Source organism: Pseudomonas sp. TE3644, assembly GCF_056278815.1.
This window is the reverse complement of the sequence record NZ_JBWBQF010000001.1, coordinates 1,842,746-1,867,038: the sequence shown is the minus strand read 5'-3', so window position 1 is coordinate 1,867,038 and position 24,293 is coordinate 1,842,746. Positions and strand designations below refer to the sequence as shown.

The following is a 24,293-nucleotide window of genomic DNA, read 5'->3' as shown; positions in this document are numbered from 1 at the left end:
GACTCGGTTTTCACAGTGCCCCTTTCCCGAGCTTCGCCCGGTCCCACATGGACTTGTAGCCGCTGCCGAAGGCTGCGCTGGGCCCTGAGTACACTGTAGATTTTCAGGGTTCACACCGGCCAGCGCAGCCTAGCGGCAGCGGCTACGATTGAATGCCGCTGACGAGGTCGTATGTTGTAACTGGCACTACAACCCCCCTCCTCCGTACCACCCGGCACAATTCCCTGTACAAAAAAAGCACCTTTTCCCCAAAGCCCTGTCATACCCAAATCCCCCCTCCCAACCCTTGCGCCGCCTGTCGCGCCATTGCTGCTAGCTGCAAAGCTAGCCTGCGTTCCTGTATCCATTTGCTATACATAAAGGATCCCATCCGTACAGGATTTTTCGGTACGCAGTAATCGCATGCCATTGATCACCTCGCCATGTGTTGTGGGGTGGCAGGAAAAAAAAGCGAAAGGAAGAGCCGATAATGGAAAATATCGTCGTCGCCGACAAAGCCACTGCCCAAGTCACTGCCCAGGCGTTTGGCAACGTCCAGCTGCAAAACCCTGCCGTTGTCCAGATCCCCGTGCCCCCCGAACAAGTCGCGTCCGTCAGCCGCAGCGGCGATGACGCGGTGCTCAACCTGAAAAACGGCGAGCATGTGCGGGTCAGCAATTTCTTCAAGGTCAACCCTGAAGGCGTGCAGAGCGACATGGTGTTCCAGGGCCAGGACGGTACCCTGTGGCAGGCGCAGTATGACGCGCAGGCGTTCCACGGTTTTACCTTCGCTGAAGTCTCTTCCATCGATGACCTGCTGGCCGGCGTGGCCGTGGTGGGCAGCGCCACACCTGAGTGGGCGATTGCCGGGCTGGGCCTGCTGGGGGCCGGTGGCGCCACGGCGGCCGCCGTGGGCACGGGCGGAGGCGGCGGCGGTGGCGGCGACAGTGACAGCGGCACCGGTGCGGACACCACCGCCCCGGACGCCCCCACGGGCCTGACCCTGTCCCCCGAAGGCCTGACCCTCAGCGGCCTTGGCGAGGCTGGCGCGACAGTGACGGTGCGCGATGCCGCCGGCAATGTGCTGGGCAGCGGTACCGTGGGCACTGACGGCACCTTCCAGATCCCGCTTAACAGCGCGCAGAACAACGGCCAGACCCTGGACGTGACCCTCACCGACGGCGCTGGCAACGTGTCGGCGCCTGGCACTGTCACGGCCGCCGACACCACCGCACCCACCGCACCGGACAACCTGGTGCTGGGCGCCGAAGGCCTGACCCTGACCGGCACCGGCGAAATCGGCAGCACCGTGATTGTCCGCGATGCCGCCGGTACTCAGCTGGGCACCGCCATCGTGGGCAGCGACGGCAGCTTCCAGGTGTCATTGAGCCAGGCCCAGGCCAACGGCCAGACCTTGAGCGTGACCCTGACTGACGCGGCGGGCAATGTCTCGGCGCCCGGCACCGTGGTCGCCGCCGATACCACCGCGCCCGATGCCCCCACCAACCTGATCGTGAGCACCGACGGCAGCGCCCTGACCGGCAATGCCGAAGCGGGCAGCACCGTCACTGTCAAAGATGCCGACGGCAATGTGTTGGGCACCGCGCTGGTGGCCAGCGATGGCACCTTCAGCGTCACCCTGGTGCCGGCGCAAACCCAGGGCCAGACCCTGACCGTCAGCGACACCGACCCGGCCGGCAACGTCTCGCCGCCGGTCAACGCCTTGGCACCGGTGGAGGGCGGCTCCACCATTACCCTGCCAGCCCCCACCGACGTCGCCATCAGCGGCACCGGCACCCTGGTCACCGGCCATGGCGAAGTGGGCAGTACCGCCACGGTGATCGATGGCAACGGCACCGTGCTGGGCACCGGCGTGGTAAACAGTGAAGGGCTGTTCAGCATCACCATCAGCCCGGCACAGAACAGCGGGCAACTGTTGCAGGTTACCCTGAGCGACAGCACCGGCAACCTGTCCCCCAACGTCGCCCTGCCTGCCCCCGACACCACCCCGCCGGCCCAGCCGAGCAACCTGGCGCTGGCCGCCGATGGCGTGACCCTGACCGGCACCGCCGAGGCGGGCGCGCGGATTTTGGTGCGCTTCCACGGCGCCGTGATCGGTATTGCCCGGGTCAGCGTCGACGGCACCTTCAGCGTGACGTTGGACAGCGCGCAGACCAACGGCCAGCACCTGGACGTCAGCGTCACCGATGCCGCCGGCAACAGCAGCGCCCCCGAGGCGCTGACCGCCCCCGACACCACCCGGCCGGACAACGTCACCAACGTGGTCATCAGCGCCGACGGCCTGGCCGTGTCCGGGCAAGGCGAAGTCGGCGCCACCGTCACCGTGCTGAACATAACAGGTACACCGATCGCCAGCGGCGTGGTCGGCGTCAACGGCAGCTTCAACATTGCGCTGCAACCGGCCGTGGTGATGGGCGACATCCTGCGCCTCAGCCAGGCCGACGCCGCCGGCAACAGCTCAGCCAACGTCGCGGTCATCGCCCCGTCAGCCGATGGCCCGGGTACCCCCACGGACCTGGCGGTCAATTCCGACGGCTCGCAACTGACCGGTACCGGTACACCGGGCAACGCCATCGAGGTGCTCGACGCCAGTGGTACGGTGGTCGGCGTGGCCGTGGTGGACGGTAACGGTATCTTCACCGTCAACCTGTTGCCCAACCAGGCCAACGGCGAAGTGCTGAGCGTGATCGCCACCGACAGCAATGCCGTCAGCTCGGTGAGTGTGCCCGTCACCGCCCCGGACATCACCGGCCCTGCCGCCGCCACCGACCTGGTGGTCAACGCCAACGGCCTGCTGCTGACCGGCCGCGGCGAGGCTGGCGCCACCGTGACCGTCAAGAACACCGCCGGCACCGTGCTGGGCACCGCCGTGGTGTCGGACACCGGTAGCTTCGCCGTCACCCTCAACAGCGCGCAGATCGACGGACAGGCGCTGCACGTGACCCTCAACGATGTGGCGAACAACACCTCGCCCATCGCCGACATCAGCGCGCCCGACCTGGACGGCCCGCTGCAACCGGGCAACCTGTCGATCAACACCGCAGGCACCGTGCTCAGCGGCGTCGGCGAAGCCGGTTCGCTGGTCACCGTGCGCAGCGCCGGCGGCACGGTACTGGGCACTGCCACCGTCACCGCCGACGGCACCTTCCATGTCACCCTGAACAGCGCGCAGAACAACGGCCAGAGCCTGACCGTGGCGGCCACCGACAACACCGGCAACGGTGGCGGGCCGGTGACTTTCCAGACCCCCGACACCCAGGCACCCGCGCCGCTCACCAACCTGGTGGTGGGCACCGCAGGCGACACCTTGACCGGCAACGGTGAAATCGGCGCCAACGTCACCGTGCGCGACCCTTCGGGCAACATCATCGGCACCGCCGTGGTGGACAACAACGGCCAGTTCACCGCCCTGCTCACCACCACGCAAATCAACGCGCAAGTGCTGCAAGTGGTGCAGACGGACGCCGCCGGCAACCCGTCGACGCCTGCCACCGCCACAGCGCCCGACCTGACACCGCCGGCTGCCATCACCGACGCCGTGCTGTCCAGCAACGGCCTGATAGTGGCCGGGCATGGCGAGATCGGCGCCACTGTCACCGTCAAGGACGCCAGCGGCAACCCCCTGGGCAGCGGCGTGGTGGCCAGCAACGGCCTGTTCCAGGTCAACCTGGGCACCGCGCAACTCAATGGCCAGACCTTGACCGTGCTGCAAACCGACCTCGCCGGCAATCCGTCACCCGGCATTTCATGGACAGTGGCGGATATCCAGGCGCCCTCGGCCCCTACCCTGCTCAGCCTCAATAACACCGGCGATGCACTCAGCGGCACCGGTGAAGTAGGCACCACGGTGCGCGTCTACGCCCAGGACGGCAGCCTGCTGGGCAACGTGGTGATCACCAATACAGACGGCACGTTCACCGTCACCCTCAGTGGTGTGCAGGCCGACGGGCAGTTGCTGCACGTCAACCAGACCGACACCCACAACAACGTCTCCGCCGACGCCTCGTACACCGCACCTGACACCACCGCCCCCGGCAGCCTCACCAACCTGGCCATCAGCGCCAACGGCGCCACGGTCACAGGCCTGGGCGTGGCCGGCGACACCGTGTACGTGCACACGGCCGGTGGCGTGTTGCTGGGCAGCGCAGTGGTCGCGGGCAACGGCAGCTTCAGCGTGACCCTGAACCCGGCGCAGCTCAACGGCGAGACCCTGGACGTCCACCAGGAAGACGCCAGCCAGAACCCCTCGCCCACCCAGACCGTGACCGCACTGGACCTGACCGCGCCCACCGCGCCTACGGACCTTGCGGTAGTGGACGGTGGCACCCACCTGACCGGCGTTGCCGAGGCAGGTAGCACCGTGCGGGTGACGGACGCCAACGGCAATGCCTTGGGCAATGCCACGGCCGACGGCACAGGGGCCTTCGACATCACCCTGAGCACCGCGCAGACCAACGGCCAGGCCTTGCTGGTGACCGCGTCCGACGCCCTCTACACCTCGCTGCCCGGCAGCGTGAATGCCCCTGACACCACGGACCCTGCCGACCCCTCGCAACTGATCCTGACCCCGGACGGCAGCCAGTTGTCGGGCCTCGGTGAGGCGGGCACGACCATCACCGTGCGCGACAGCGGCGGCAACGTGGTGGGTATCACCACCGTCGCCAGCAATGGCGGCTTCGTGGTCACCCTGACGCCGGCCGCTGTCAGCGGCAGTACCCTGACCGTGACCGGCAGCGACGCTGCGGGCAATACCTCGGCTGACGTCACCGTGAGCGGCCCCGACGGCACCCAGGTGGCCACCCCGGCTGACCTTGCGCTGAGCAGCGATGGCACGGTGCTGACCGGTACCGGCACGGCGGGCACCACCGTCACCGTGACCGACAACAGCGGCACCGCCCTGGGCAGCGCCGTGGTCGACGGCACCGGGCATTTCCGCGTGCTGTTCAGCACCGCGCAGGTCAACGCCCAGACCCTGCACGTGACCGCCGCCGACGGCAGCGGCCATGCCTCCGTGCCCGCCACCCTGGTGGCCGGCGATTCCACGGCGCCCGACGCGCCCACCGACCTGGCCGTGGCCGCCAACGGCAGCACCCTGAGCGGCAAGGGTGAAGTGGGCGCCACGGTATCGGTCGCCGACGCCAGCGGCGCCGTGGTCGGCAGCGCCGTGGTCGCCGCCAACGGCAGCTTCGTGGTGGTGTTCACCAGCGCCCAGGCCAATGGCCAGGCATTGACCGTGACCCAAAGCGACGCCGCCGCCAACGTCTCGCAACCCGCCAGCACAGTGGCCCCGGATATCCAGGCGCCTGCCGCGGCCAGCGGCCTGTCCATCAACAATGTCGGCACCGTGGTCAGCGGCCAGGGTGAAGCGGGCGCCAGCGTGTCCGTGCGCAATGCCAGTGGCGCCGTGGTCGGCACCGGCACGGTCGACCAGAGCGGCAACTTCCAGATCAGCCTCACCCAGTCGCAAACCGACGGCGGCGCCCTGCGCGTGACCCTGACCGATGCGGCCGGCAACGCCTCGCCCATCGCCAGCCTGGCCACCATCGACACCACCCCGCCCGCGGCCGTCAGCGGCCTGACCATCAGCCAGGACGGCGGCACCCTCAACGGCACCGGCGAGCCCGGCGCCACCGTGCAGGTCACCAGCAGCACCGGCGTGGTGCTGGGCACCGCCACGGTGGCCAGCAACGGCAGCTTCTCGGTGAGCATGGCCAACCCGCTGGTCAACGGCGAAACCCTGAACGTCAACCAGACCGATGCGGCAGGCAATGTGTCGCCGTCGGCCACCCAACTGGCCCCGGACCTGACCCCGCCTGCCGTGCTGACCCAAGTGGCGATCAACGCCGATGGCCTGACCGTGACCGGCCACGGTGAGCCCGGCGCCACGGTGCGCGTGTACAGTGCCGACCACACGTTGCTGGGCTCGGGCGTGGTGGCCAGCAATGGCGCCTTCAGCCTGACCCTCAACACCGCGCAGCTCAACGCCCAGGTGTTGACCGTCAATCAGGAAGACCCGCCGGGCAACGTCTCCGTGCCGGTGGACATCATCGCCGTGGACCGCACGCCACCCGCCACCCCGACGGACCTGGTGCTCAACGGCGCCGGCCTGCAATTGACCGGGCATGCCGAAGCCGGCAGCACGGTGACCGTGACCAGCGCACAAGGTGTCGCGCTGGGCACCATCACCACCGGCAGCGACGGCGTGTTCCAGGTCACGCTCACCAGCGCCCAGACCAACGGCCAGACCCTGACGGTGACGGCCACTGATGCCGCCGGCAATATTTCCGGCCCGGCCACCGCCACCGCTGCCGACACCACGGCGCCGCTGGCCGTCAGCAACCTGGCGGTGAGCGCCAATGGCGCCACCCTGGCCGGCCTGGGCGAGGTCAACGCCATCGTCACCGTCCGCGATGCCAGCGGCACCCTGCTGGGCACCGGCACCGTGGCCAGCAATGGCAGTTTCAACCTGACCCTGAACCCGGCCGCCACGCCGGGTGAAGCCTTGAGCGTGATCCAGACCGATGCGGCCAGCAATGCCTCGCCCGCCGCCACGGTGACCGCGCCCGGCGCCCTGGCCGAAGCCGCCCCGGACAACCTGGTGCTCAGCGCCAACGGCCTGACCCTGACCGGTACCGCCAGCTTCGGCAGTACCGTCACCGTGCACAGCGCCTCGGGCGCCACCCTGGGCAGCGCCGCCGTCAACAGCGACGGCACCTTCAGCATCACCTTGAGCAGCCCGCAGCTCAATGGCCAGTCACTGCTGGCCACAGCTACCTCCAGCGACGGTATCGCCTCGCTGCCCACCACCCTGCTGGCCGCCGACGTCACCGCCCCGGCGCCGCTTACCGACCTGCACCTGGCCGCCACCGGCGCCACCCTGACCGGCCACGGCGAAGTCGGTGCCACCGTCACCGTGCTGGGCCAGGGCGGCGCGATCCTGGGCACCGCCGTGGTGGCCAGCGACAGCAGCTTCAGCGTCACCCTGACGCCGGCGCAAATCAACGGCCAGACCCTGACCCTGAGCCAGACCGACCCGGCCGGCAACGAGTCCAACAGCGTCAACCTGACGGCCCCCGACCTGGTGGCACCGACCGTTCCCACCGGCCTTGCGGTCAGCAGCGACGGCCTGATCCTGTCCGGCACCGGCGAGGCGGGTGCTACCGTGCGCGTGGTCAGCACCGGCGGCGCCGTGGTGGGCACGGGCACCGTGCTGCTCGACGGCAGTTTCCAGATCGCCCTGACCACGCCCCAGGCCAATGGCCAGACCCTGGCCGTGACCCTCACCGATGCGGCGGGCAACACCTCGACGGCGGCCAACGTCACCGCTGCCGACACCACCGCGCCCACCGTGCTGACCCAGCTGGCCATCGCCAGCGACGGCGCCACCATCACCGGCCAAGGTGAAGCGGGCGCCACGGTCACGGTCAGCGACGCCAGCGGCACTGCGCTGGGCACCATCGTGGTGGGCAGCACCGGCACCTTCACCCTGGTGCTGAACACTGCACTGACCAACGCCGAAGTGCTGACCCTGGTGCAGAAGGATGTGGCGGGTAACGTATCGCCCTCGGCCACCCTGGTGACACCGGACTTCACCCCGCCCGCCCCGCTGGCCAACGTAGACATCAATGCCGCGGGCGTGGTGGTGACCGGTACCGGTGAGGCCGGCGCCACCGTCACCGTCAAAAGCGCCGCCGGCGTTGTGCTGGGCAGCGGCGTGGTGCTGGCTGATGGCTCGTTCTCGGTCACGCTGACCACCGCGCAGATCAACCGCGAGCCGCTGACCGTGCAGCAAGCCGACCCACCCGGCAACGTCAGCACGCCGGTGGTGGTCAACGCGCCAGACCTGACCCCGCCCGCAGCGCCCACCCAGTTGCAGTTCAACGCCGCCGGCACAGTGGTCAGCGGCAGCGGCGAAATCGGCGCCACGGTGACCATCCGCCTGGCCGGCACGCAGATCGGCACCGGCCTGGTCGACAACACCGGGCATTTCCTGATCACCCTGAGCAACAACGCCACCCTGACCAATGGCCAGGCCGTGTCGGTGACCCTCACTGACGGGGCGAGCAACACCTCGGCGGCCGGCACCCTGCTGGCCCCCGACACCACCGCGCCGAACCCGGTGCAGGGGCTGGCCCTGAGCGCCAGCGGCCTGGTGCTGACCGGCACCGGTGAGGTAGGCGCCACCGTCACCGTCACCAACAGCACCGGCACCGTGCTGGGCACCGGTACCGTCGCCGCCAACGGCGGGTTCAGCGTCACCCTGACGGCCGCGCAGCTCAACGGCCAGGTGCTGTCCGTGGTGCAACAGGACGTAGCAGGCAACATCGCCACCGCCACCCCGTTGACAGCAGCTGATGTCACCGCGCCGGTGGCGCCGGTGGTACTGAGTGAAACCAGCAACGGCCTGAGCTTGACCGGCACCGGCGAAGCCAATGCCACCCTCACCGTCACCTCGGCCACCGGCACGGTGCTGGGCACCACCACGGTCAATACCGACGGCACCTTCAGCGTTACCCTCAGCAGCGCACAACTCAACGGCCAGATCCTCACCGTGGTGCAGACCGACGGGGCCAATAACCAGAGTGCCGCGCTGCAGTACACGGCGCTGGACACCACCCTGCCCGCCAACGTCCAGAACCTGGCAGTCAGCACCAACGGGCTGTTGCTGACCGGTACCGGTGAAGCGGGCGCCACCGTCCACGTCAGCGTGGGCGGCAGCGAGGTGGGCACTGCCCTGGTGGCCGTCGACGGCACCTTCAGCTTCACCTTGCCCACCGCGCTGCTCAACGGCCAACCGGTGTCCGTGACCCAAGTCGACCCGGCGAACAACACCTCGACCGCGGTGATCGTCAATGCGCCGGACAGCACCGCCCCGGCGCAGCCCATCATCGACTCGCTGACCAACAGCGGCGCTACCCTCAACGGCCGGGCCGAGATTGGCAGCGTCATCACCGTCACCAATGCCGCCGGTACCCAGGTAGGCACCGGCACCACCGACGGTAACGGCGTGTTCCAGATCACTCTGAGCCCGGTGCAAAACAACGGTCAGGTGCTGTCGGTGGTGGCCACCGACGGGGCCAACAACCACTCCGTGGCGCTGGTCTACACCACCGCCGATACCCTGGCACCCACGGCGGCGACCGACCTGAGCATCAGCGCTGACCACAGCGTGCTGGCCGGGCGCGGCGAGGTCAACGCCACGGTGGTGGTCACCAATGCCAGCGGCACCGTGGTGGGCAATGGCGCGGTTGGTGCCAACGGCACCTTTACCATCAACCTGGCCCCGGGCATCGCCTCCAATGCCGTGTTGACGGTGAAGCTCACCGACGCCACCGGCAACGAGTCGCAGGGCAGCGACCTGACCGTACCGGTCAACCCGGCACCCGACGCACCGGCCAACCTGGTGCTGGCCGCCGACGGCCTGACCCTGACCGGTGTGGCCACCGCGTCCAGCACCATCACCGTCTACAACGCCGCCGGCAGCGTGCTGGGCACCACCACTACCCCCGGCAGCGGGGTATTCACGCTCACCCTCAACACGGCACAAACCAACGGCCAGACCCTGTCCGTCACGGCCACCACGACCCTGGGCGGTGCGTCGCTGCCCAGCTCGGTGGTGGCGGCCGATACCTCGGCACCGGACCCGCTCAACAGCCTGGTGGTCAATGGCGCAGGCCTGCTGGTGACCGGCCATGGTGAAGTGGGCGCCACCGTGACGCTCACCTCCAGCACCGGCGCGCCGCTGGGCACCGGCATCGTCGGCGCCAGCGGCACCTTCACCATCACCCTGGGCACGGCGCTCACCAACGGCCAGCTGATCAATGCCGTGCAGGCCGACGCGGCCGGCAACGTGTCCAGCAACGCCACCGTCAACGCCCCGGACACCACGCCGCCCGCCGCCCCCACCCTGCTGGTCCTCAACGGCACGGGCCTGCTGCTGTCGGGCAGCGGCGAAAGCGGCGCCACGGTGACCGTGCGCGACGCGGCGGGCAACGTGCTGGGCTCGGGCCTGGTGGTGAACGGCAGCTTCGCCGTGGCCCTGAGCGGCGCCCAGACCAACGGCCAGACCCTCACCGTCAGCCAGGCCGACGTGGCTGGCAACGTCTCCACCAACGCCACCCTGACCGCCGCAGACACCACGCCACCGGCAGCCTTGAGCAACCTGGCGCTGAGCGCCAGCGGCCTGCAGGTGACCGGCGTCGGCGAGGCCGGTGCCACGGTGACCGTCACCAGCGGCAGCACTACCCTGGGCACCGCCGTGGTCAACTCGGCGGGCGCCTTCACCGTCACCTTGAGCAGCGCCCAGCTCAACGGCCAGGCCCTGAGCATCAAACAGGCTGACGCCGCGGGCAACGTTTCGCCCACCGCCAGCCTTACCGCCGGGGACACCCAGGCGCCCGCTGCGCCAACCGGCGTGGCGCTGGCGGCCAACGGCCTGACCCTGACCGGCAGCGGCGAGATCGGCGCCACCGTCACGGTCACCAACGCCGCCGGCACCACGCTGGGGACTGGCATCGTCGGCCTGGGCGGGACCTTCACCGTCACCCTGACCACCGCGCAACTGGACGGCCAGGTGCTGACCGTGCGCCTGGCCGACCTGGCCACCAACGTCTCGGCCGGCACCAGCGTCACCGCGCCGGACACCACCGCCCCCGGCGTGCCCACGGGCGTGCTGGTCAACGCCAGCGGCACCCTGGTCACCGGCACTGGCGTGGCCGGTTCCACCGTCAAGGTGCTGCTGGGCAGCACCGTGCTGGGCACCGGCACCGTGGCGGCCAACGGCACCTTCTCGGTGGCCATCGCCGCGCAGATCAACAGCCAGGTGCTGAGCGTTACCCAGGCCGACCCCAGCGGCAACGTCTCGGTGGCCGCGACGGCGACCGCGCCGGACCTGACCCCACCGGCAGCCGCCACCGGCCTTGCCGTGACCACCAACGGCCTGACCCTGACCGGCAGCGGCGAAGTCGGCAGCACGGTGACGGTGAAAGCCGCCTCGGGCACGGTGCTGGGCACCGCCACCGTGGGCAGCGGCGGTACGTTCAGCGTCACCCTCAGCAGCGCGCAGAACCATGGCGAAACCCTGACCGTCAACCTCGCCGACGCCCGTGGCAACGTCTCCAGCGCCGCCACCCTGACGGTGGCCAACATCGACGCCAACATCCCGCTGGTGGCCAGCAACGACCTGGCGGTGGCCACGGTCAACATCAGCCCGGTGACCTCCACCACCCATGCCGCCGACACCTTCACCACCCTGCTCTCCGGGTTCAGCAAGACCTATACCTTCACCGTGGGCGCGGGCACCAGTGTCATCCCGACACTGACCCTGACCGCCAGCAGCCTGGTATCGCTGCTCAACGGCGTGGTCTATACCCTGCAGGTGAAGAACGCCAGCGGCGCCTGGGTGACCCTGGACGTCAACGGCAACGGCGGCCTGCTGGACCTGCTGACCCTGGGCTCGCAACAGGTGCAGGCCAAGATCGGCTCGCTGCTGGCCGGTGATTATCGACTGGTGGTGTCCAGCACCGGCATCGGCGTGCTGACCACGGTTACTACCGACTTTGCCGCGCAGACCACCAGCCTGACCCAGTTCACCGGGGCGGCCGGCGCGGTCACCACCGGCAACGTGATCACCGACATCGGCACCACCGGTGTGGCCGACAGCCTGGGGCCGAACAATGCCGCCGTGCTGCAGATCTCCAAGGCCGGCAGTTGGGTCACCGCCGCCAGCGGCGCCGGCACCACGGTGCAAGGGCTGTACGGCACGCTGGTGATCCACGCTGACGGCAGCTACACCTACACCCCCAACGGCAGCGTCACCAGCGTCGGCCAGGTGGACACGTTCAACTACCAACTGCTGCTGGCCAACGGCACCGCCGCCACCGCCACCCTGTACGTGCGCATCGACAGCCCGCAGGCCACCGAGGTCTGGAGTAACACCAACCTGGCCAGCCCCGCCACGGTGGTGGACGCCACCTATGACGTGGCCAACACCAGCATCACCCTGGCGGCCAAGGAGGTCACCACCACGACCACCCTGGGCACGCTCACCACGCTGGTGGGCGGCGGCAACGCCACCTACACCACCACCGTGGCCGCCAACACCGTCACCGACCTGACCATCACCCTCAACGCCAGCAACCTGTTGAGCGTGGCCGGCAGCCTGACGGTGACCATCTCCAAGCTCAATGTCAGCACCGGCCAGTACGTGGTGGTGAAAACCGTCAGCGGCGGCGCCCTGGTGGGCATCGGCGGCGGCAACTACACGGTGAACGTCGACGACCAGACCGCAGGCACTTACCAAGTGAAAGTGGTACTGGGCGGCCTAGCCGTGGCCACCAGCATCACCACCAGCGTCACCGCCGCCGCCACCTACACCAACCAGAACGTGGTCAGCACCTACACGCCGGTCACCGGCAACCTGCTGACCGACACCGCCGGCGGTGGCGCCGACGTGCTGGGCTCGGCCTACACCGTGCTCAGCGTGCTGCTGGCCGGCAACTACGTGGTGCCCGGCTACAACGGCACCACCCTGACCGGCACCTACGGCACCTTGCTGGTGCACGCCGACGGCAGCTACGTGTACACCCTCAACGCCGGGTCGACCGATGCGGTGATCGGCCACTCGGACGTGTTCACCTACGAGCTGACCCACCCCAACGGTGCCACCGACATTGCCACCCTGACCGTCAACCTCAACCAGGCCGGGGCCGTGGCCACGTTCTCGGCCCTGGCCCTGGTGAGTGACGACACCGCGGCGGCAACCGCCACCGTGGCCGCCACCACCGAGGTCATCCAGGGCACCAGCGGCAACGACACCCTGGACGCCGGCCACGGCGGCGCGGTAACCCTCAACGGCGGCGCCGGCAACGACACGCTGATCATCCACGACCAGAACTTCACCTCGGTGGACGGCGGCACCGGCACCGACACCCTGGTGTGGGGCGGCGGCGACGCCACCATCGACCTGGGCACCCTGGCCAGCCGCATCCACAACATCGAGATCCTGGACCTCAACACCACCAGCTCGGTGAACCTGACGCTGACCCTGTCCGACCTGATCGCCGTGACCGAGACGGGCGCCGACAAACTCATCATCAAGGGGGACAGCAACGACACCGTGCACATGACCGGCAGCACCTGGGTGGCCGATGCCAGTGAACAATCCGGCGGAGTGAACTATACCCAGTACACGCCGCAGGAAGATCCCAGTCATCACCTGTGGGTGCAGAGTGGGGTGCATGTTGTATGACAGAGGCTAAAACCTCGGTGGATCAGGCCATGGCACGTTGCAACAACTGTAGGAGCCGACCTTGGTCGCGATGCGCCGCGCGGGCGGCGCGCGATCTCATGAGCGCCACAGCACTCAAGGCAGGCACCCGCCAGTTGCGCCGCAGCCTTGTGGGACCGGGCGAAGCTCGGGAAGCGCACGACTCGGGGGGCCTGGCTGGCCTCTTCCCGAGCTTCGCCCGGTCCCACAGGCATAGAGGCGCGCGGTGAGGCTTGGAGGTGCATGTCTTGAATGGTGGGGTGGTCGTGAGATCGCGCGCCGCCCGCGCGGCGCTTCCCGGGCAGAGCCCGGTCCCACATTGGTTGCAACGTGCCATGGCCTGTTAGACCGAGTGGGATGCTTTGTGTGTTTTTAGGGAAGACATCAATAACAGTAAGGGAACCACGTGAAGCCAGTTCGCCTCTTGAAGTTGTCGGCGGTCCTGTTGTCCGTCGGCCTGCAACACTGCATCACGACCTCGGCCAGCGCCGACGATCACCTGGAACCCGGGCTCAGTGTCATCAGCCCTACCAAACTGCAAAACCAGCCGCCTGCGCGGCGCACGCAACCACCACCGCAGGCGGTCAACGCCAGCGAACAGACCCTGGGCCTGGAACAGGCCATCCGCGTGGCCGTGGACTGGCACCCCAGTATCGCCGAGGCCGTCGGCACGCTGATGCAGCAGGGCGAGAACATCAACGTCGCCCAGGCCGGCTACTACCCGCAGGTGACCGGCGGCATCAAGGGCGGCTACGACAATGGTTATGACGGCAGCCGCAACACCCAGGCCATCAGCATTTCCCTCAAACAGATGCTCTACGACTTCGGCAAGGTCGACAGCAGCGTCGACGCCGCACGCGCCAAGGCCGCGCAAAGCCAGGCCAATATCCTGCTGGCCATCGACCAGGTGGCCCGCGACACCGCCTACGCCTATATCGAAGTGCAGCGCTATCAGCACCTGCTGGCCACCGCCCGCGACCAGATCCACGGCATCGGCGACATCGTCGACCTGGCCCAGCAGCGCAGCGACATGGGCGCCAGCACCCGCTCCGACGTGGTGCAGGCGCAGTCCCGGGCCCAGGGTGGCATGGCCACGTTGCAGGACTACAAGGCGCAGTATTCACGCTGGCAAACCACCCTGGCCAACCTGCTGGGGCGCCGCAGCGTGCCCCAGGTCACCGACGCCTTCGCCCCCGGCCTGAACCAGTCCTGCCAGGCCCCCGACAGCGGCGACGCCCTGCCGGGCGTGCTGGCCGCCGTGGCCCAGCGCACCCAGGCCCAGGCCGAACTGGCCAACGCCAAGGCCCAGGCCTACCCCACCCTGTCGCTGGAGCCGTCGCTGACCCAGAACCTGGACAACGACTTCAACAAGGACGACCCGTACGTCAAACGCACCCAGGCGGGCATCTTCCTCAACCTTGAAGTACCGATCTACCAGGGCGGCGCCACCAGCGCCCGCACCCGCGCCGCCGGCCACGCCCTGACGGCTGCCGACTCCGCCGAGGACGCCGCGCGCCTGCAAGCCCGCCAGGGCCTGACCGAAGCCCAGTCGCAGACCAGCAGCCTGGACCGCCGCCTGGGCGCCCTGCAAACCCGCGAAGCCAGCATCCGCCAGGCCCGCGAGCTGTACGGCAAGCAGTACCTGGAGCTGGGCACCCGGCCCCTGCTGGACCTGCTCAACGCTGAGCAGGAGATCTACCAGTCGCGCTTTGACCTGGAAAACACCGTGGCCGACATGCGCCGCCTGCAAATCGATTGCCTGTACAACAGCGGCGGCCTGCGCCGCGCCTTCGGCATCGACCACAGCACCATCCAGCACGTGGAGATCCTGCCATGACCGACGCCATCGTCATCCCCCACGACTCCGCCCCGCCACCGCCACGCGCCGACTACGCGCCCTGGCTGGAAGCGGTGCTGACCATCGCCCGCCACTACCGCCTGGACGTGTCACCGGAAAGCATCCGCATTGCCTCGCAGCAGCCCGACGCCCGCCTGGAAGACGTGGTGCGGCACATGGCGCGCCAGGCGGGCCTGAGCGTCAAGTTCGCCGGCTTCGACCGCCGCAGCCTGAGCCGCTGGCGCGCGCCATTGATCGTGCAACTGCGCGACGGCCAGGTGGGCGTGGTGGAAAGCGTGGGCGCCGAGGGCGAACTGGGGATCGTCTTCAGTGGCGACCAGGGCCTGCAAAGCCGCATCGACCCGGCCACCCTGGCCGGCGAAGCCGTGCGCACCGTGGTGCTGCGGCCCACCCAGGTGCTCAGCGACGTGCGCACCGACGACTATGTGAAACCCTTCGACGAGCGCTGGTTCCGACGCATCGTGCTGCGCGACCTGCGCCCCTACACCCAGGTAATGATCGCCTCGCTGGTGGCCAACCTGCTGGGCATGGCCGGGGTGCTGTTCTCCATGCAGGTGTACGACCGGGTGATCCCGGCCGAGTCGCTGCCCACCCTGTACGTGCTGTTCGGCGGCGTGCTGCTGGCGGTGGTGTTCGACTTCGTGATGCGCATCATGCGCCTGCGCATCACCGACCTGCTGGGCAAGCGCGCCGACCTGCGCGTCTCCGACCTGGTGTTCGGTCACGCCCTGCGCCTGCGCAACTCAGCCCGACCGCGGTCCACCGGCTCGTTCATCTCGCAACTGCGCGAGCTTGAGCAGATCCGCGACCTGATCACCTCCAGCACCGCCACGGCGCTGGCCGACCTGCCGTTCTTCTTCCTGTTTTTGCTGGTGTTCTACCTGATCGGCGGCGCGCTGGTGGCCATCCCCATCGTGGCGCTGATCCTGATGGTGCTGCCCGGGGTGTTCGCCCAGCGCAAGCTGGCGCGCCTGGCCAACGAGTCCATGCGCGAAGCCGCGCTGCGCAACGCCATGCTGGTGGAAGCCATCCAGGGCCTGGACGACATCAAGGCGTTGCAGGCCGAGCAGCGCTTTCAGCAGCAATGGAACCACTACAACGCCGCCTCGGCCGAAAGCAGCCTGCGCCTGCGCACCCTCACCAACAGCCTGGTGGCCTGGACCCAGAACGTGCAAAGCGCGGTGTTCGCCGTGGTCATCGTGTTCGGCGCGCCCATGGTCATCGCCGGCGACCTGACCACCGGCAGTCTGGTGGCCGCCTCGATTTTGTCATCGCGGATGATGGCGCCCATGGCCCAGCTCACCCACGTGCTGACCCGCTGGCAACAGGCCAAGGTGGCCCTGGAAGGCCTGAACCGCCTGATGCAACTGCCCGTGGACCACCCACCGGGCAGCCAGCGCGTGCACCTGCCGGCGATTCGCGGCGAGTACCAGTTCAAGCAGGCCGGCTTCCGCTACAGCGAAGACGCCTCGCCTGCCCTGAGCGGCATCAACCTGACCATCCGCCCCGGTGAACACATCGCCGTGCTGGGCCGCAACGGCGCCGGCAAGTCCACCCTGCTGCAAGCCCTGGCCGGGGCCATGGATTTGAGCACGGGCGAAACTACCCTGGACGGCATCGCCCTGGCCCACCTGGACCCCGCCGACCTGCGCCGCGACGTTGGCCTGCTGCCCCAGCATGCGCGGCTGTTCCACGGCACCCTGCGCGACAACATCACCCTGGGCGCAGGCCAGGCCAGCGATCAGGAAATCCTCGCCGCGCTGTCACACACCGGCGCGCTGGACTTCGTGCGGCAACTGCCCAAAGGCATGGACCACGTGATTCTGGAAGGCGGCCAAGGGCTGTCCGGCGGCCAGCGACAAAGCCTGTTGCTGTCACGCCTGCTGCTGCGCCAGCCGCAAGTGCTGCTGCTGGACGAGCCCACCGCCAGCCTCGACGACATCACCGAACGGCGCCTGCTGGAACAGCTGGGCACCTTCTGCCAGGGCCGCACCCTGATCGTCGCCACCCACCGGGTCAGCCTGCTGCAACTGGTGGAACGCATCATCGTGGTGGACGGCGGGCGCATCGTCATCGACGACCACCGCGACGCCGCCCTCGCCCGCCTCAAGCAACCCCAGGGAGCCCAGGCATGAGCACTTACGAACACGCGTCCTACCTGGACGGCGAGGACGATCGCGGGCTGGTACGCGGCACGCGGGTGATCTGGGGCTGCGCGCTGATGCTGGCGTGCTTTTTTGCCTGGGCCTACTGGTTCCAGGTGGTGGAGGTGTCGACCGGCACCGGCAAGGTGATCCCCAGCTCCCACGAGCAGGTGATCCAGTCCATGGAAGGCGGCATTGTCCAGCAACTCAACGTCACCGAAGGCGCGCTGGTGGAGCGCGGGCAGGTGCTGGCGCAACTGGACCCGGTGAAGAACCAGTCCAACGTCGGCGAAAGCGAGGCCAAGTACCGCGCGGCGTTGGCCAGCGTCAACCGCCTGCAGGCCGAGGTCAACGACACGCCTTTGAAGTTCGCCGAATCGCTGCAAGCCTATCCCGACCTGATCAGCGCCGAGACCGCGCTGTACACCACTCGCCGTCGTGGCCTTGAGTCGACCCTGGCCGGTATCCAGGAGTCATTGCGCCTGGTGCGCAGCGAACTGGAGATCACCGAAAACCTGGCCAAGATCGGCGCCTCCAGCCGCGTCGAGGTGCTGCGCCTCAACCGCCAGCGCTCGGAGCTGGAGCTCAAGGCCACCGAAGCGCGCTCGGACTACATGGTGCGCGCCCGCGAAGACCTGGCCAAGGCCAACGCCGAGGCGGACATGCTGGTGGCCATCATCCGTGGCCGCAACGATTCGCTGGAGCGCCTGACCCTGCGCTCGCCGGTGCGCGGCATCGTCAAGGACATCGAGGTGACCACCGTGGGCGGCGTTATACCGCCCAACGGCAAATTAATGGAGATCGTGCCGCTGGATGAGCAGTTGCTGATCGAGACGCGCATTTCGCCGCGCGACATTGCCTTCATCCACCCTGACCAGGAGGCGAAGGTGAAAATCACCGCCTATGACTACTCGATCTACGGCAGCCTGGACGGCAAGGTGGTGACCATCAGCCCGGACACTATTCAGGATGAGGCCAAGCCGGAGGTGTTCTACTACCGGGTGTTTATCCGCACCGCCTCGGATGTGTTGCGCAACAAGGCCGGCAAGACCTTTGCGATCGTGCCGGGGATGATTGCCACGGTGGACATTCGTACGGGCGAGAAGACGGTGATGGATTACTTGATCAAGCCGTTGAACCGCGCCCGAGAAGCGTTGCGCGAGCGCTGATCAGGAGAGTGCGAGCTACCTGCGCCGGCCTCATCGCGAGCAAGCTTTGCTCCCACAGTATTGAGCCGGATACAGGTGTAGGGCACAACACTGTGGGAGCAAAGCTTGCTCGCGATGAGGCCAGCACTGACTGCACAAAACCATAGGCTGTAGTATCAGCGGCTGGCCAGGTTGGTGGTGTCCTTCAACGGCTGCGACTGCGCCAGGTAGCGGTTCCACTCCCGCGTAATCTCGGCATACGGCAGGAAAATACTCACCCGCTGCTCACCCGCCAGGTCCTTGCGCTTGAGCCCCGCCAGGTCGCCCTCGGTCAGGTACGCCACGTTGATCCCCACCACCTTGCCGTCGGCCGCAAACACCGGCCCGCCGGACATGCCCTTGGCCGTGGGGGCGTCATTGGTGGCATACATCACGTTGCCTTCCTTCGCGTCCAGCCGCACCATCGCCGACAGCGCGCGGCCCTGGCCTTTCACGGGCACGTAGAGGGAATTGAAGCCCACCGCCGTCAGCGTCTCGCCCGGCACATAGGCGCGCCACAGCGGCGCACCGTCGGCCTTGTGGCGGAAGAACTGCACATCGGCCTGGCCCTGATAGACGGCGCCCGGCAGGTATGGAATGTGTTTCACCGTAACCGCATAATCGGCGTTCCACTGCACCGCCGTGCCCATCAGCATAAAGGGCAAAGGCCCCCCTGAGTGAACGACGAAGGCTTGATCATAGACGGGGTCCGTGGTGTAAGCGGTCGGCATTCCATTGCACCCGCTGAGCAGCACACAGGCTGCCAGGAGCGACTTGAGGGGGTTCATTTCTGCACGCTGAGGTGAGTGAGTGATGGCGCAAATATATCAGTGTGCCATCACTCGGTCGATAGCCTGAGACTACCGTTCGGCCGGATCCAATTTATTCAGAGTATCGCCCGTAGCCGCTGCCGCCAGGCTGCGCTGGCTGGTGTCAGCCCTGAATATCTCGAGTGAGGCACGGGGCCAGCGCAGCCTGGCGGCAGCGGCTACGGAATTGTTTGGGCTTCGGGGTGCCGAAGGTAGGGAGATCAACCCATCCCGGAGATCACGATGCCCACCCGCAAACAATCCTTCCCTGTATCCAACGTCCGCCACTTCCTGGAACCCGGCCCCATCGTGCTGTTGTCATCCCGATGGCAGGATCAGACCAACATCATGACCCTGGGCTGGCACATGGTGATGGAGTTCACCCCGTCGCTGATTGGCTGCGTGGTGTCCAGCGCCAATCATTCCTTCCAGATGGTGCGCAACAGCGGCGAGTGCGTGATCAACCTGCCCGAGGCGTCGATGGTGGATACGGTGGTGGGGATCGGCAATTGCTCGGGCACCGAGGTGGACAAGTTCGAGCACTTTGGCCTGACGGCCGGCGAGGCCAGCAGCGTCAAGGCGCCGTTGATCGAGGAGTGTCATGCCAACTTCGAGTGCAAGCTGCATGACGATGCGATGGTGGATGGCTACAACCTGTTTATCTTCGAGGTGGTGAAAGCCCATGTGGCGCCCTCGCCTGCCCACCCCGAGACCCTGCATTACCAGGGCATGGGGCAGTTCATGCTGTCGGGCAAGAGCATTGATCGCAAGCGGTTGTTCAAGTCGTCGATGCTGACCTGACGATGGATTTCTTTCCTCTGGAACGACGTCGCCTGCATCGCGGCCAAGGCCGGCTCCTACGCTGTCCGTGGTAGGAGCCGGCCTTGGCCGCGATGAGGCCGCTGCGTCAATCCGGGATGACGGCAATCACATCAATCTCCATCAACCACTGCGGCTGCCCCAGCGCCGACACCACCAGCCCCGTGGAAATCGGGAACACGCCCTTGAGCCACTTGCCCACCTCCTGATACACCGGCTCGCGGTAGCGCGGGTCGATCAGGTAGGTGGTGGTCTTGACGATGTGCGACAGGTCCGAGCCCGCCTCTTCCAGCAATTGCTTGACGTTCTTCATCGCCTGCTCGGCCTGGGCACGCGGGTCGCCGAGGCCCACCAGGTTGCCCTCGAAATCGGTACCCACCTGGCCGCGTACGTACACGGTGTTGCCGGCGCGCACGGCCTGGCACAGGTCGTTGTCCAGCGACTGGTTGGGGTAGGTTTCCTTGGTGTTGAACATGCGGATGCGGGTATGGGTGGGCATGCAGTACTCCTCAAAGTCGTTGGAAAATTCAGGCGCTGACGGTGGGCTGTTCGACGGCCTTGGCCTGCCGCTGGGTGGCGTCGCGATGGTAGGCGGCGTACTGGCGCTGGATGGCGATCTGGTCGGCGATGTACTTGGCGTCATGCCACACGCCCCAGATGAAGGACGACCCCCGACGTGACTGCCACGGCAGGCCCAGGAAGTACACGCCAGGCTCGGTGGACACACCGCGCTGGTGGGCCGGCTTGCCGTTGGCGTCGAAGGCGTCCACGGCCAGCCAGCTGTAGTCGGTGGCAAAGCCGGTGGCCCAGATGATGGTGGTGACACCGGCGGCCGGCAGGTCCAGTTTCAGCAACGGTTGGCTGATGCAGGCGGCATCGGGGAAACGGCGGCGCGCCTCGGGCTCCGGCGGCAGGTCGAGGCCGTTGCGCTCGATGTAGGCGTCAGCGGCATCGAGCAGGTTCAGGTAGTTGTCGTCGCCACGGTTGAGGTTGTCGGTCAGGTCCGGCTGGAAGCTCACAGTGGTGCCGTCGAAGGATTGGGTCAGGCCGACCAGCGTCATGCCCTGCTGCGCCAGCTCGCGGAAGTCCACGGTGCGGCCACCATGGGCGCCGCTGACGGCGATGGTGACGTGCTCGCGGCCCGGCTTCATGGCCGCCGCGTCCCACTCGCCCAGCACACCCAGCCACCAGCAGAAATCGCGGCCACGGTAGGCGCGCGGCGGCCGGTCGTGCTGGCCCACCGAGAGGTACACGTCACGGCCGGCGCGGCGCAGTTCATCGGCGATCTGCACGCCGGAAGAACCGGCGCCCACCACCAGCACGCCGCCTTCGGGCAACTGCCGGGGATTGCGGTAATCGGCGGAGTGCATCTGCGTCAGCGCAACATTCTGCGGCGCGATCGGCGGGATCACCGGGCGCTGGAACGGGCCGGTGGCGGCCACCACGCGTCGAGCCTCGATGATGCCTTCACTGGTCTCGACGGTGAAACCGGGGCGGCCGACGTTGCGCTGCACCTTCTTCACGTCCACGCCGGTGCGGATCGGCGCGTTGAACTGGCGGGCGTAGGCTTCGAAGTAATCGGCCACGCGCTCTTTGGGGGCGAAGCCGTCGGGGCTCAGGTCATCGAATTCCATGCCCGGAAAGCGGTCGTGCCAGGCGGGGCCGTTGGCCACCAGCGAATCCCAGCGGCCGGTGCGCCAGCGCTCGGCGATACGGTTGCGCTCCAGCACCAGGTGCGGCACGCCCAGCTTGCTCAGGTGCTCGCTCATGGCCACACCGGCCTGGCCGGCGCCGACGATGAGCGTATCGATTTCCACGGTTGCCACTGTCATGTGTGTGTCCTTCTCGAAAGCGGGCCGAGTCGGTTCGGCCGGGATGCTCTTGAGCGCATTCTGTGCAAGGACGGGGTTTGGCGAAATGAGGTTTTTTGTGGTTGCAGGGCAGGAAAAAGCTAGGGGGGGGTCAGGCCAGCAGGCCATGGCACAGCAGGCCGAGCATGGCGCGCATGTGTGCGGCATGGGCGGTGCGATCGGGCGCGGGCTCCGTGGCCAGGCGGATGAATGCCAGGTTGGCGTACTGGTTGAACACCGTCGCCGCCACCTCGATGTCCACCCCCGCGCGCAGTTTGCCCAGGCGCTGGAAGTGCCCCAGCAGCGCACGCGTTTCGGCCACCACCGCGTCGTTCCATGGTTGCAGCACGGCGGCGAATTCACCGGTGAACAGGAACGGTGCCAACTCGCGCCACAGGGTCGCAGGCATGGCCTGCAACTGGTAGCGGGTCATCAGCCCTTCCAGTTCACACAGGGCTTCCAACGGGTCGCTGTGATCGTCCAGGTGCGCCCGCGCTTCCTGCATCGCCAGCTGGTCCGGCCCCTTGAGCAGCGTCAGCAGAATCTCCTGCTTGCCGCCAAAATAGTTGACCACCGTGGGCGCCGACACGCCCGCACGGTTGGCGATCTGCTCAAGCGTGGTGGCAGCGAAACCCTGGTCTTTGAACAGCTCAAGGGCCGCCTCGGCGATGACCTGGCGGCGCTGTTCTTTCTGTCTTTCGCGTAATCCGGTCATGGAGGCTCTGGGTGGCGGCACTGAAGGCCTTAGGGTAACGGTTTGTCTTTTTCCTGAAAAATATTTTGTTTACAAAAATATTTTTGCGTGAAAATAATTATCCCACTTCCCTTGCCGCCACAGGAGCCATGCGATGTCCACTCAGCCCCGCAGCACCCTCGACTACCAGGCCGCCGACGCTGCCCACCACATCCACGCCTTCGTCGACCAGAAGGCCCTGAACGCCGAAGGCCCGCGGGTGATGGTGCGCGGTGAGCGCCTGAACCTGTGGGATAACGAAGGCCAGCGCTACCTGGACGGCATGTCGGGCCTGTGGTGCACCAACCTCGGTTACGGTCGCAAGGACCTGGCTGCTGCGGCCAGCCAGCAGCTGGAACAGCTGCCTTACTACAACATGTTTTTCCACACCACCCACCCGGCCGTGATCGAACTGTCGGAACTGCTGTTCAGCCTGCTGCCCGGCCACTACAGCCACGCCATCTACACCAACTCCGGCTCCGAGGCCAACGAGGTGCTGATCCGCACCGTGCGCAAGTTCTGGCAGGTGATGGGCCAGCCCGAGAAAAAGGTGATGATCGGCCGCTGGAACGGCTACCACGGCTCCACCCTGGCCGCCACGGCGCTGGGCGGGATGAAGTTCATGCACGACATGGGCGGCACCGTGCCGGACGTGGCGCACATCGACGAGCCGTACTGGTTTGCCCACGAGGGTAACCTGACGCCCGAGGAGTTCGGCCTGCGCGCCGCGCGCCAACTGGAAGACAAAATTCTGGAACTGGGCGCCGACAAGGTCGCGGCTTTCGTCGCCGAACCCTTCCAAGGCGCTGGCGGCATGATCATTCCGCCCGCCACTTACTGGCCGGAGATTCAGCGCATCTGCCGCAAATACGATGTGCTGCTGTGCGCCGACGAAGTCATCGGCGGCTTTGGCCGCACCGGCGAATGGTTCGCCCACCAGGCGCTGGGCTTCGAGCCTGACACCCTGTCCATCGCCAAGGGCCTGACCTCGGGCTACATCCCCATGGGCGGGCTGATCCTGTCGCGGCGCATGGCCGAGGCGCTGGTGGAGCGCGGCGGTGTGTTCGCCCATGGCCTGACCTATTCCGGGCACCCGGTGGCGGCGGCGGTGGCCATTGCCAACCTCAAGGCCCTGCGCGATGAAGGCGTGGTGGCACAGGTCAAGGCCGACACTGGCCCGTACCTGCAGAACACCCTGCGCGAGGTGTTCGGCAATCACCCGCTGGTGGGTGAAGTGCAGGGCATTGGCCTGGTCGCGGCATTGCAGTTTGCCGAGGACAAGGCGACGCGCAAGCGCTTTGCCAACGAGAACGACATTGCCTGGCGTTGCCGCACCATTGGCTTTGAGGAAGGCGTGATCATACGCTCCACCCTGGGCCGGATGATCATGGCGCCGGCGCTGGTGGCCACGCGGCTGGAGCTGGATGAACTGGTGGACAAGACGCGGATTGCGGTGGACCGTACGGCTCGCGAGATCGGGATTCTGTAAGGTCTGTTGTGGGAGCGGGCTCTGCCCGCGAAGCAGGCACCGCGGTTCGCCAGGACCTTTGCGGTGTGACCTTCGCGGGCAGAGCCCGCTCCCACAAAAATGTTCAGGGCTAAAGAGTTTTTTATTGGCCAAGCACC

At 67.4% G+C, this 24,293-nt stretch carries 10 protein-coding genes; 6 read left to right on the top strand and 4 right to left on the bottom strand.

Annotated features, from left to right (window positions below):
• The first annotated feature begins 469 nt into the window (after positions 1-469).
• The 4 genes from ACZ9GA_RS08315 to ACZ9GA_RS08300 all read left to right on the top strand — a co-directional run bounded on the left by ACZ9GA_RS08315 (position 470) and on the right by ACZ9GA_RS08300 (position 18,438).
• Positions 470-13,249: a BapA/Bap/LapF family large adhesin gene (locus tag ACZ9GA_RS08315; protein ID WP_457363142.1), complete on the top strand. Its 12,780-nt coding sequence runs from the start codon at positions 470-472 to the stop codon at positions 13,247-13,249.
• 442 nt (positions 13,250-13,691) lie between these two features.
• Entirely contained in the window at positions 13,692-15,104 is a 1,413-nt protein-coding gene (locus ACZ9GA_RS08310) for a TolC family outer membrane protein (protein ID WP_457363773.1), read from the top strand.
• Positions 15,101-17,260 (top strand): type I secretion system permease/ATPase, encoded by a 2,160-nt coding sequence (locus ACZ9GA_RS08305; RefSeq protein WP_457363143.1) that lies wholly within the window; start codon positions 15,101-15,103, stop codon positions 17,258-17,260. The genes ACZ9GA_RS08310 and ACZ9GA_RS08305 overlap by 4 nt, the downstream gene beginning before the upstream one ends.
• A complete protein-coding gene (locus tag ACZ9GA_RS08300; protein ID WP_457363144.1) occupies positions 17,257-18,438 on the top strand; it encodes a beta-barrel domain-containing protein in 1,182 nt (393 codons plus the stop codon). The genes ACZ9GA_RS08305 and ACZ9GA_RS08300 overlap by 4 nt, the downstream gene beginning before the upstream one ends.
• A 155-nt stretch (positions 18,439-18,593) precedes the next feature.
• Here the strand turns inward: ACZ9GA_RS08300 and ACZ9GA_RS08295 are convergent, their stop codons facing one another.
• Positions 18,594-19,187, bottom strand: a complete 594-nt coding sequence (locus ACZ9GA_RS08295; protein WP_457363145.1) for a trypsin-like peptidase domain-containing protein — start codon at positions 19,185-19,187, stop codon at positions 18,594-18,596.
• A 321-nt stretch (positions 19,188-19,508) separates the two neighbouring features.
• On the opposite strand from ACZ9GA_RS08295, the gene ACZ9GA_RS08290 reads away from it, so the two are divergent.
• Complete coding sequence (locus ACZ9GA_RS08290) at positions 19,509-20,066, top strand: flavin reductase family protein (protein ID WP_457363146.1); 558 nt, start codon at positions 19,509-19,511, stop codon at positions 20,064-20,066.
• A 106-nt stretch (positions 20,067-20,172) separates the two neighbouring features.
• Here the strand turns inward: ACZ9GA_RS08290 and ACZ9GA_RS08285 are convergent, their stop codons facing one another.
• The 3 genes from ACZ9GA_RS08285 to ACZ9GA_RS08275 all read right to left on the bottom strand — a co-directional run bounded on the left by ACZ9GA_RS08285 (position 20,173) and on the right by ACZ9GA_RS08275 (position 22,649).
• Positions 20,173-20,583, bottom strand: coding sequence for a RidA family protein (locus ACZ9GA_RS08285; RefSeq protein WP_455925086.1), 411 nt, complete (start codon positions 20,581-20,583; stop codon positions 20,173-20,175).
• 28 nt (positions 20,584-20,611) lie between these two features.
• Positions 20,612-21,916: a flavin-containing monooxygenase gene (locus ACZ9GA_RS08280; RefSeq protein WP_457363147.1), complete on the bottom strand. Its 1,305-nt coding sequence runs from the start codon at positions 21,914-21,916 to the stop codon at positions 20,612-20,614.
• 130 nt (positions 21,917-22,046) lie between these two features.
• Positions 22,047-22,649: a TetR/AcrR family transcriptional regulator gene (locus tag ACZ9GA_RS08275; RefSeq protein WP_457363148.1), complete on the bottom strand. Its 603-nt coding sequence runs from the start codon at positions 22,647-22,649 to the stop codon at positions 22,047-22,049.
• A gap of 133 nt (positions 22,650-22,782) precedes the next feature.
• Here ACZ9GA_RS08275 and ACZ9GA_RS08270 point away from each other — a divergent pair, with 133 nt between their 5' ends.
• Positions 22,783-24,156 (top strand): aspartate aminotransferase family protein, encoded by a 1,374-nt coding sequence (locus ACZ9GA_RS08270; RefSeq protein ID WP_457363149.1) that lies wholly within the window; start codon positions 22,783-22,785, stop codon positions 24,154-24,156.
• Positions 24,157-24,293: the final 137 nt, after the last annotated feature.

What these genes read in the sequence shown, in the direction of transcription:
- ACZ9GA_RS08315 (WP_457363142.1), top strand. Translation starts at nt 470, where the DNA reads ATGGAAAATATCGTCGTCGCCGACAAAGCCACTGCCCAAGTCACTGCC.
- ACZ9GA_RS08305 (WP_457363143.1), top strand. Translation starts at nt 15,101, where the DNA reads ATGACCGACGCCATCGTCATCCCCCACGACTCCGCCCCGCCACCGCCA.
- ACZ9GA_RS08300 (WP_457363144.1), top strand. Translation starts at nt 17,257, where the DNA reads ATGAGCACTTACGAACACGCGTCCTACCTGGACGGCGAGGACGATCGC.
- ACZ9GA_RS08295 (WP_457363145.1), bottom strand. Translation starts at nt 19,187, where the DNA reads ATGCCGACCGCTTACACCACGGACCCCGTCTATGATCAAGCCTTCGTC.
- ACZ9GA_RS08290 (WP_457363146.1), top strand. Translation starts at nt 19,509, where the DNA reads ATGCCCACCCGCAAACAATCCTTCCCTGTATCCAACGTCCGCCACTTC.
- ACZ9GA_RS08285 (WP_455925086.1), bottom strand. Translation starts at nt 20,583, where the DNA reads ATGCCCACCCATACCCGCATCCGCATGTTCAACACCAAGGAAACCTAC.
- ACZ9GA_RS08280 (WP_457363147.1), bottom strand. Translation starts at nt 21,916, where the DNA reads ATGACAGTGGCAACCGTGGAAATCGATACGCTCATCGTCGGCGCCGGC.
- ACZ9GA_RS08275 (WP_457363148.1), bottom strand. Translation starts at nt 22,649, where the DNA reads ATGACCGGATTACGCGAAAGACAGAAAGAACAGCGCCGCCAGGTCATC.
- ACZ9GA_RS08270 (WP_457363149.1), top strand. Translation starts at nt 22,783, where the DNA reads ATGTCCACTCAGCCCCGCAGCACCCTCGACTACCAGGCCGCCGACGCT.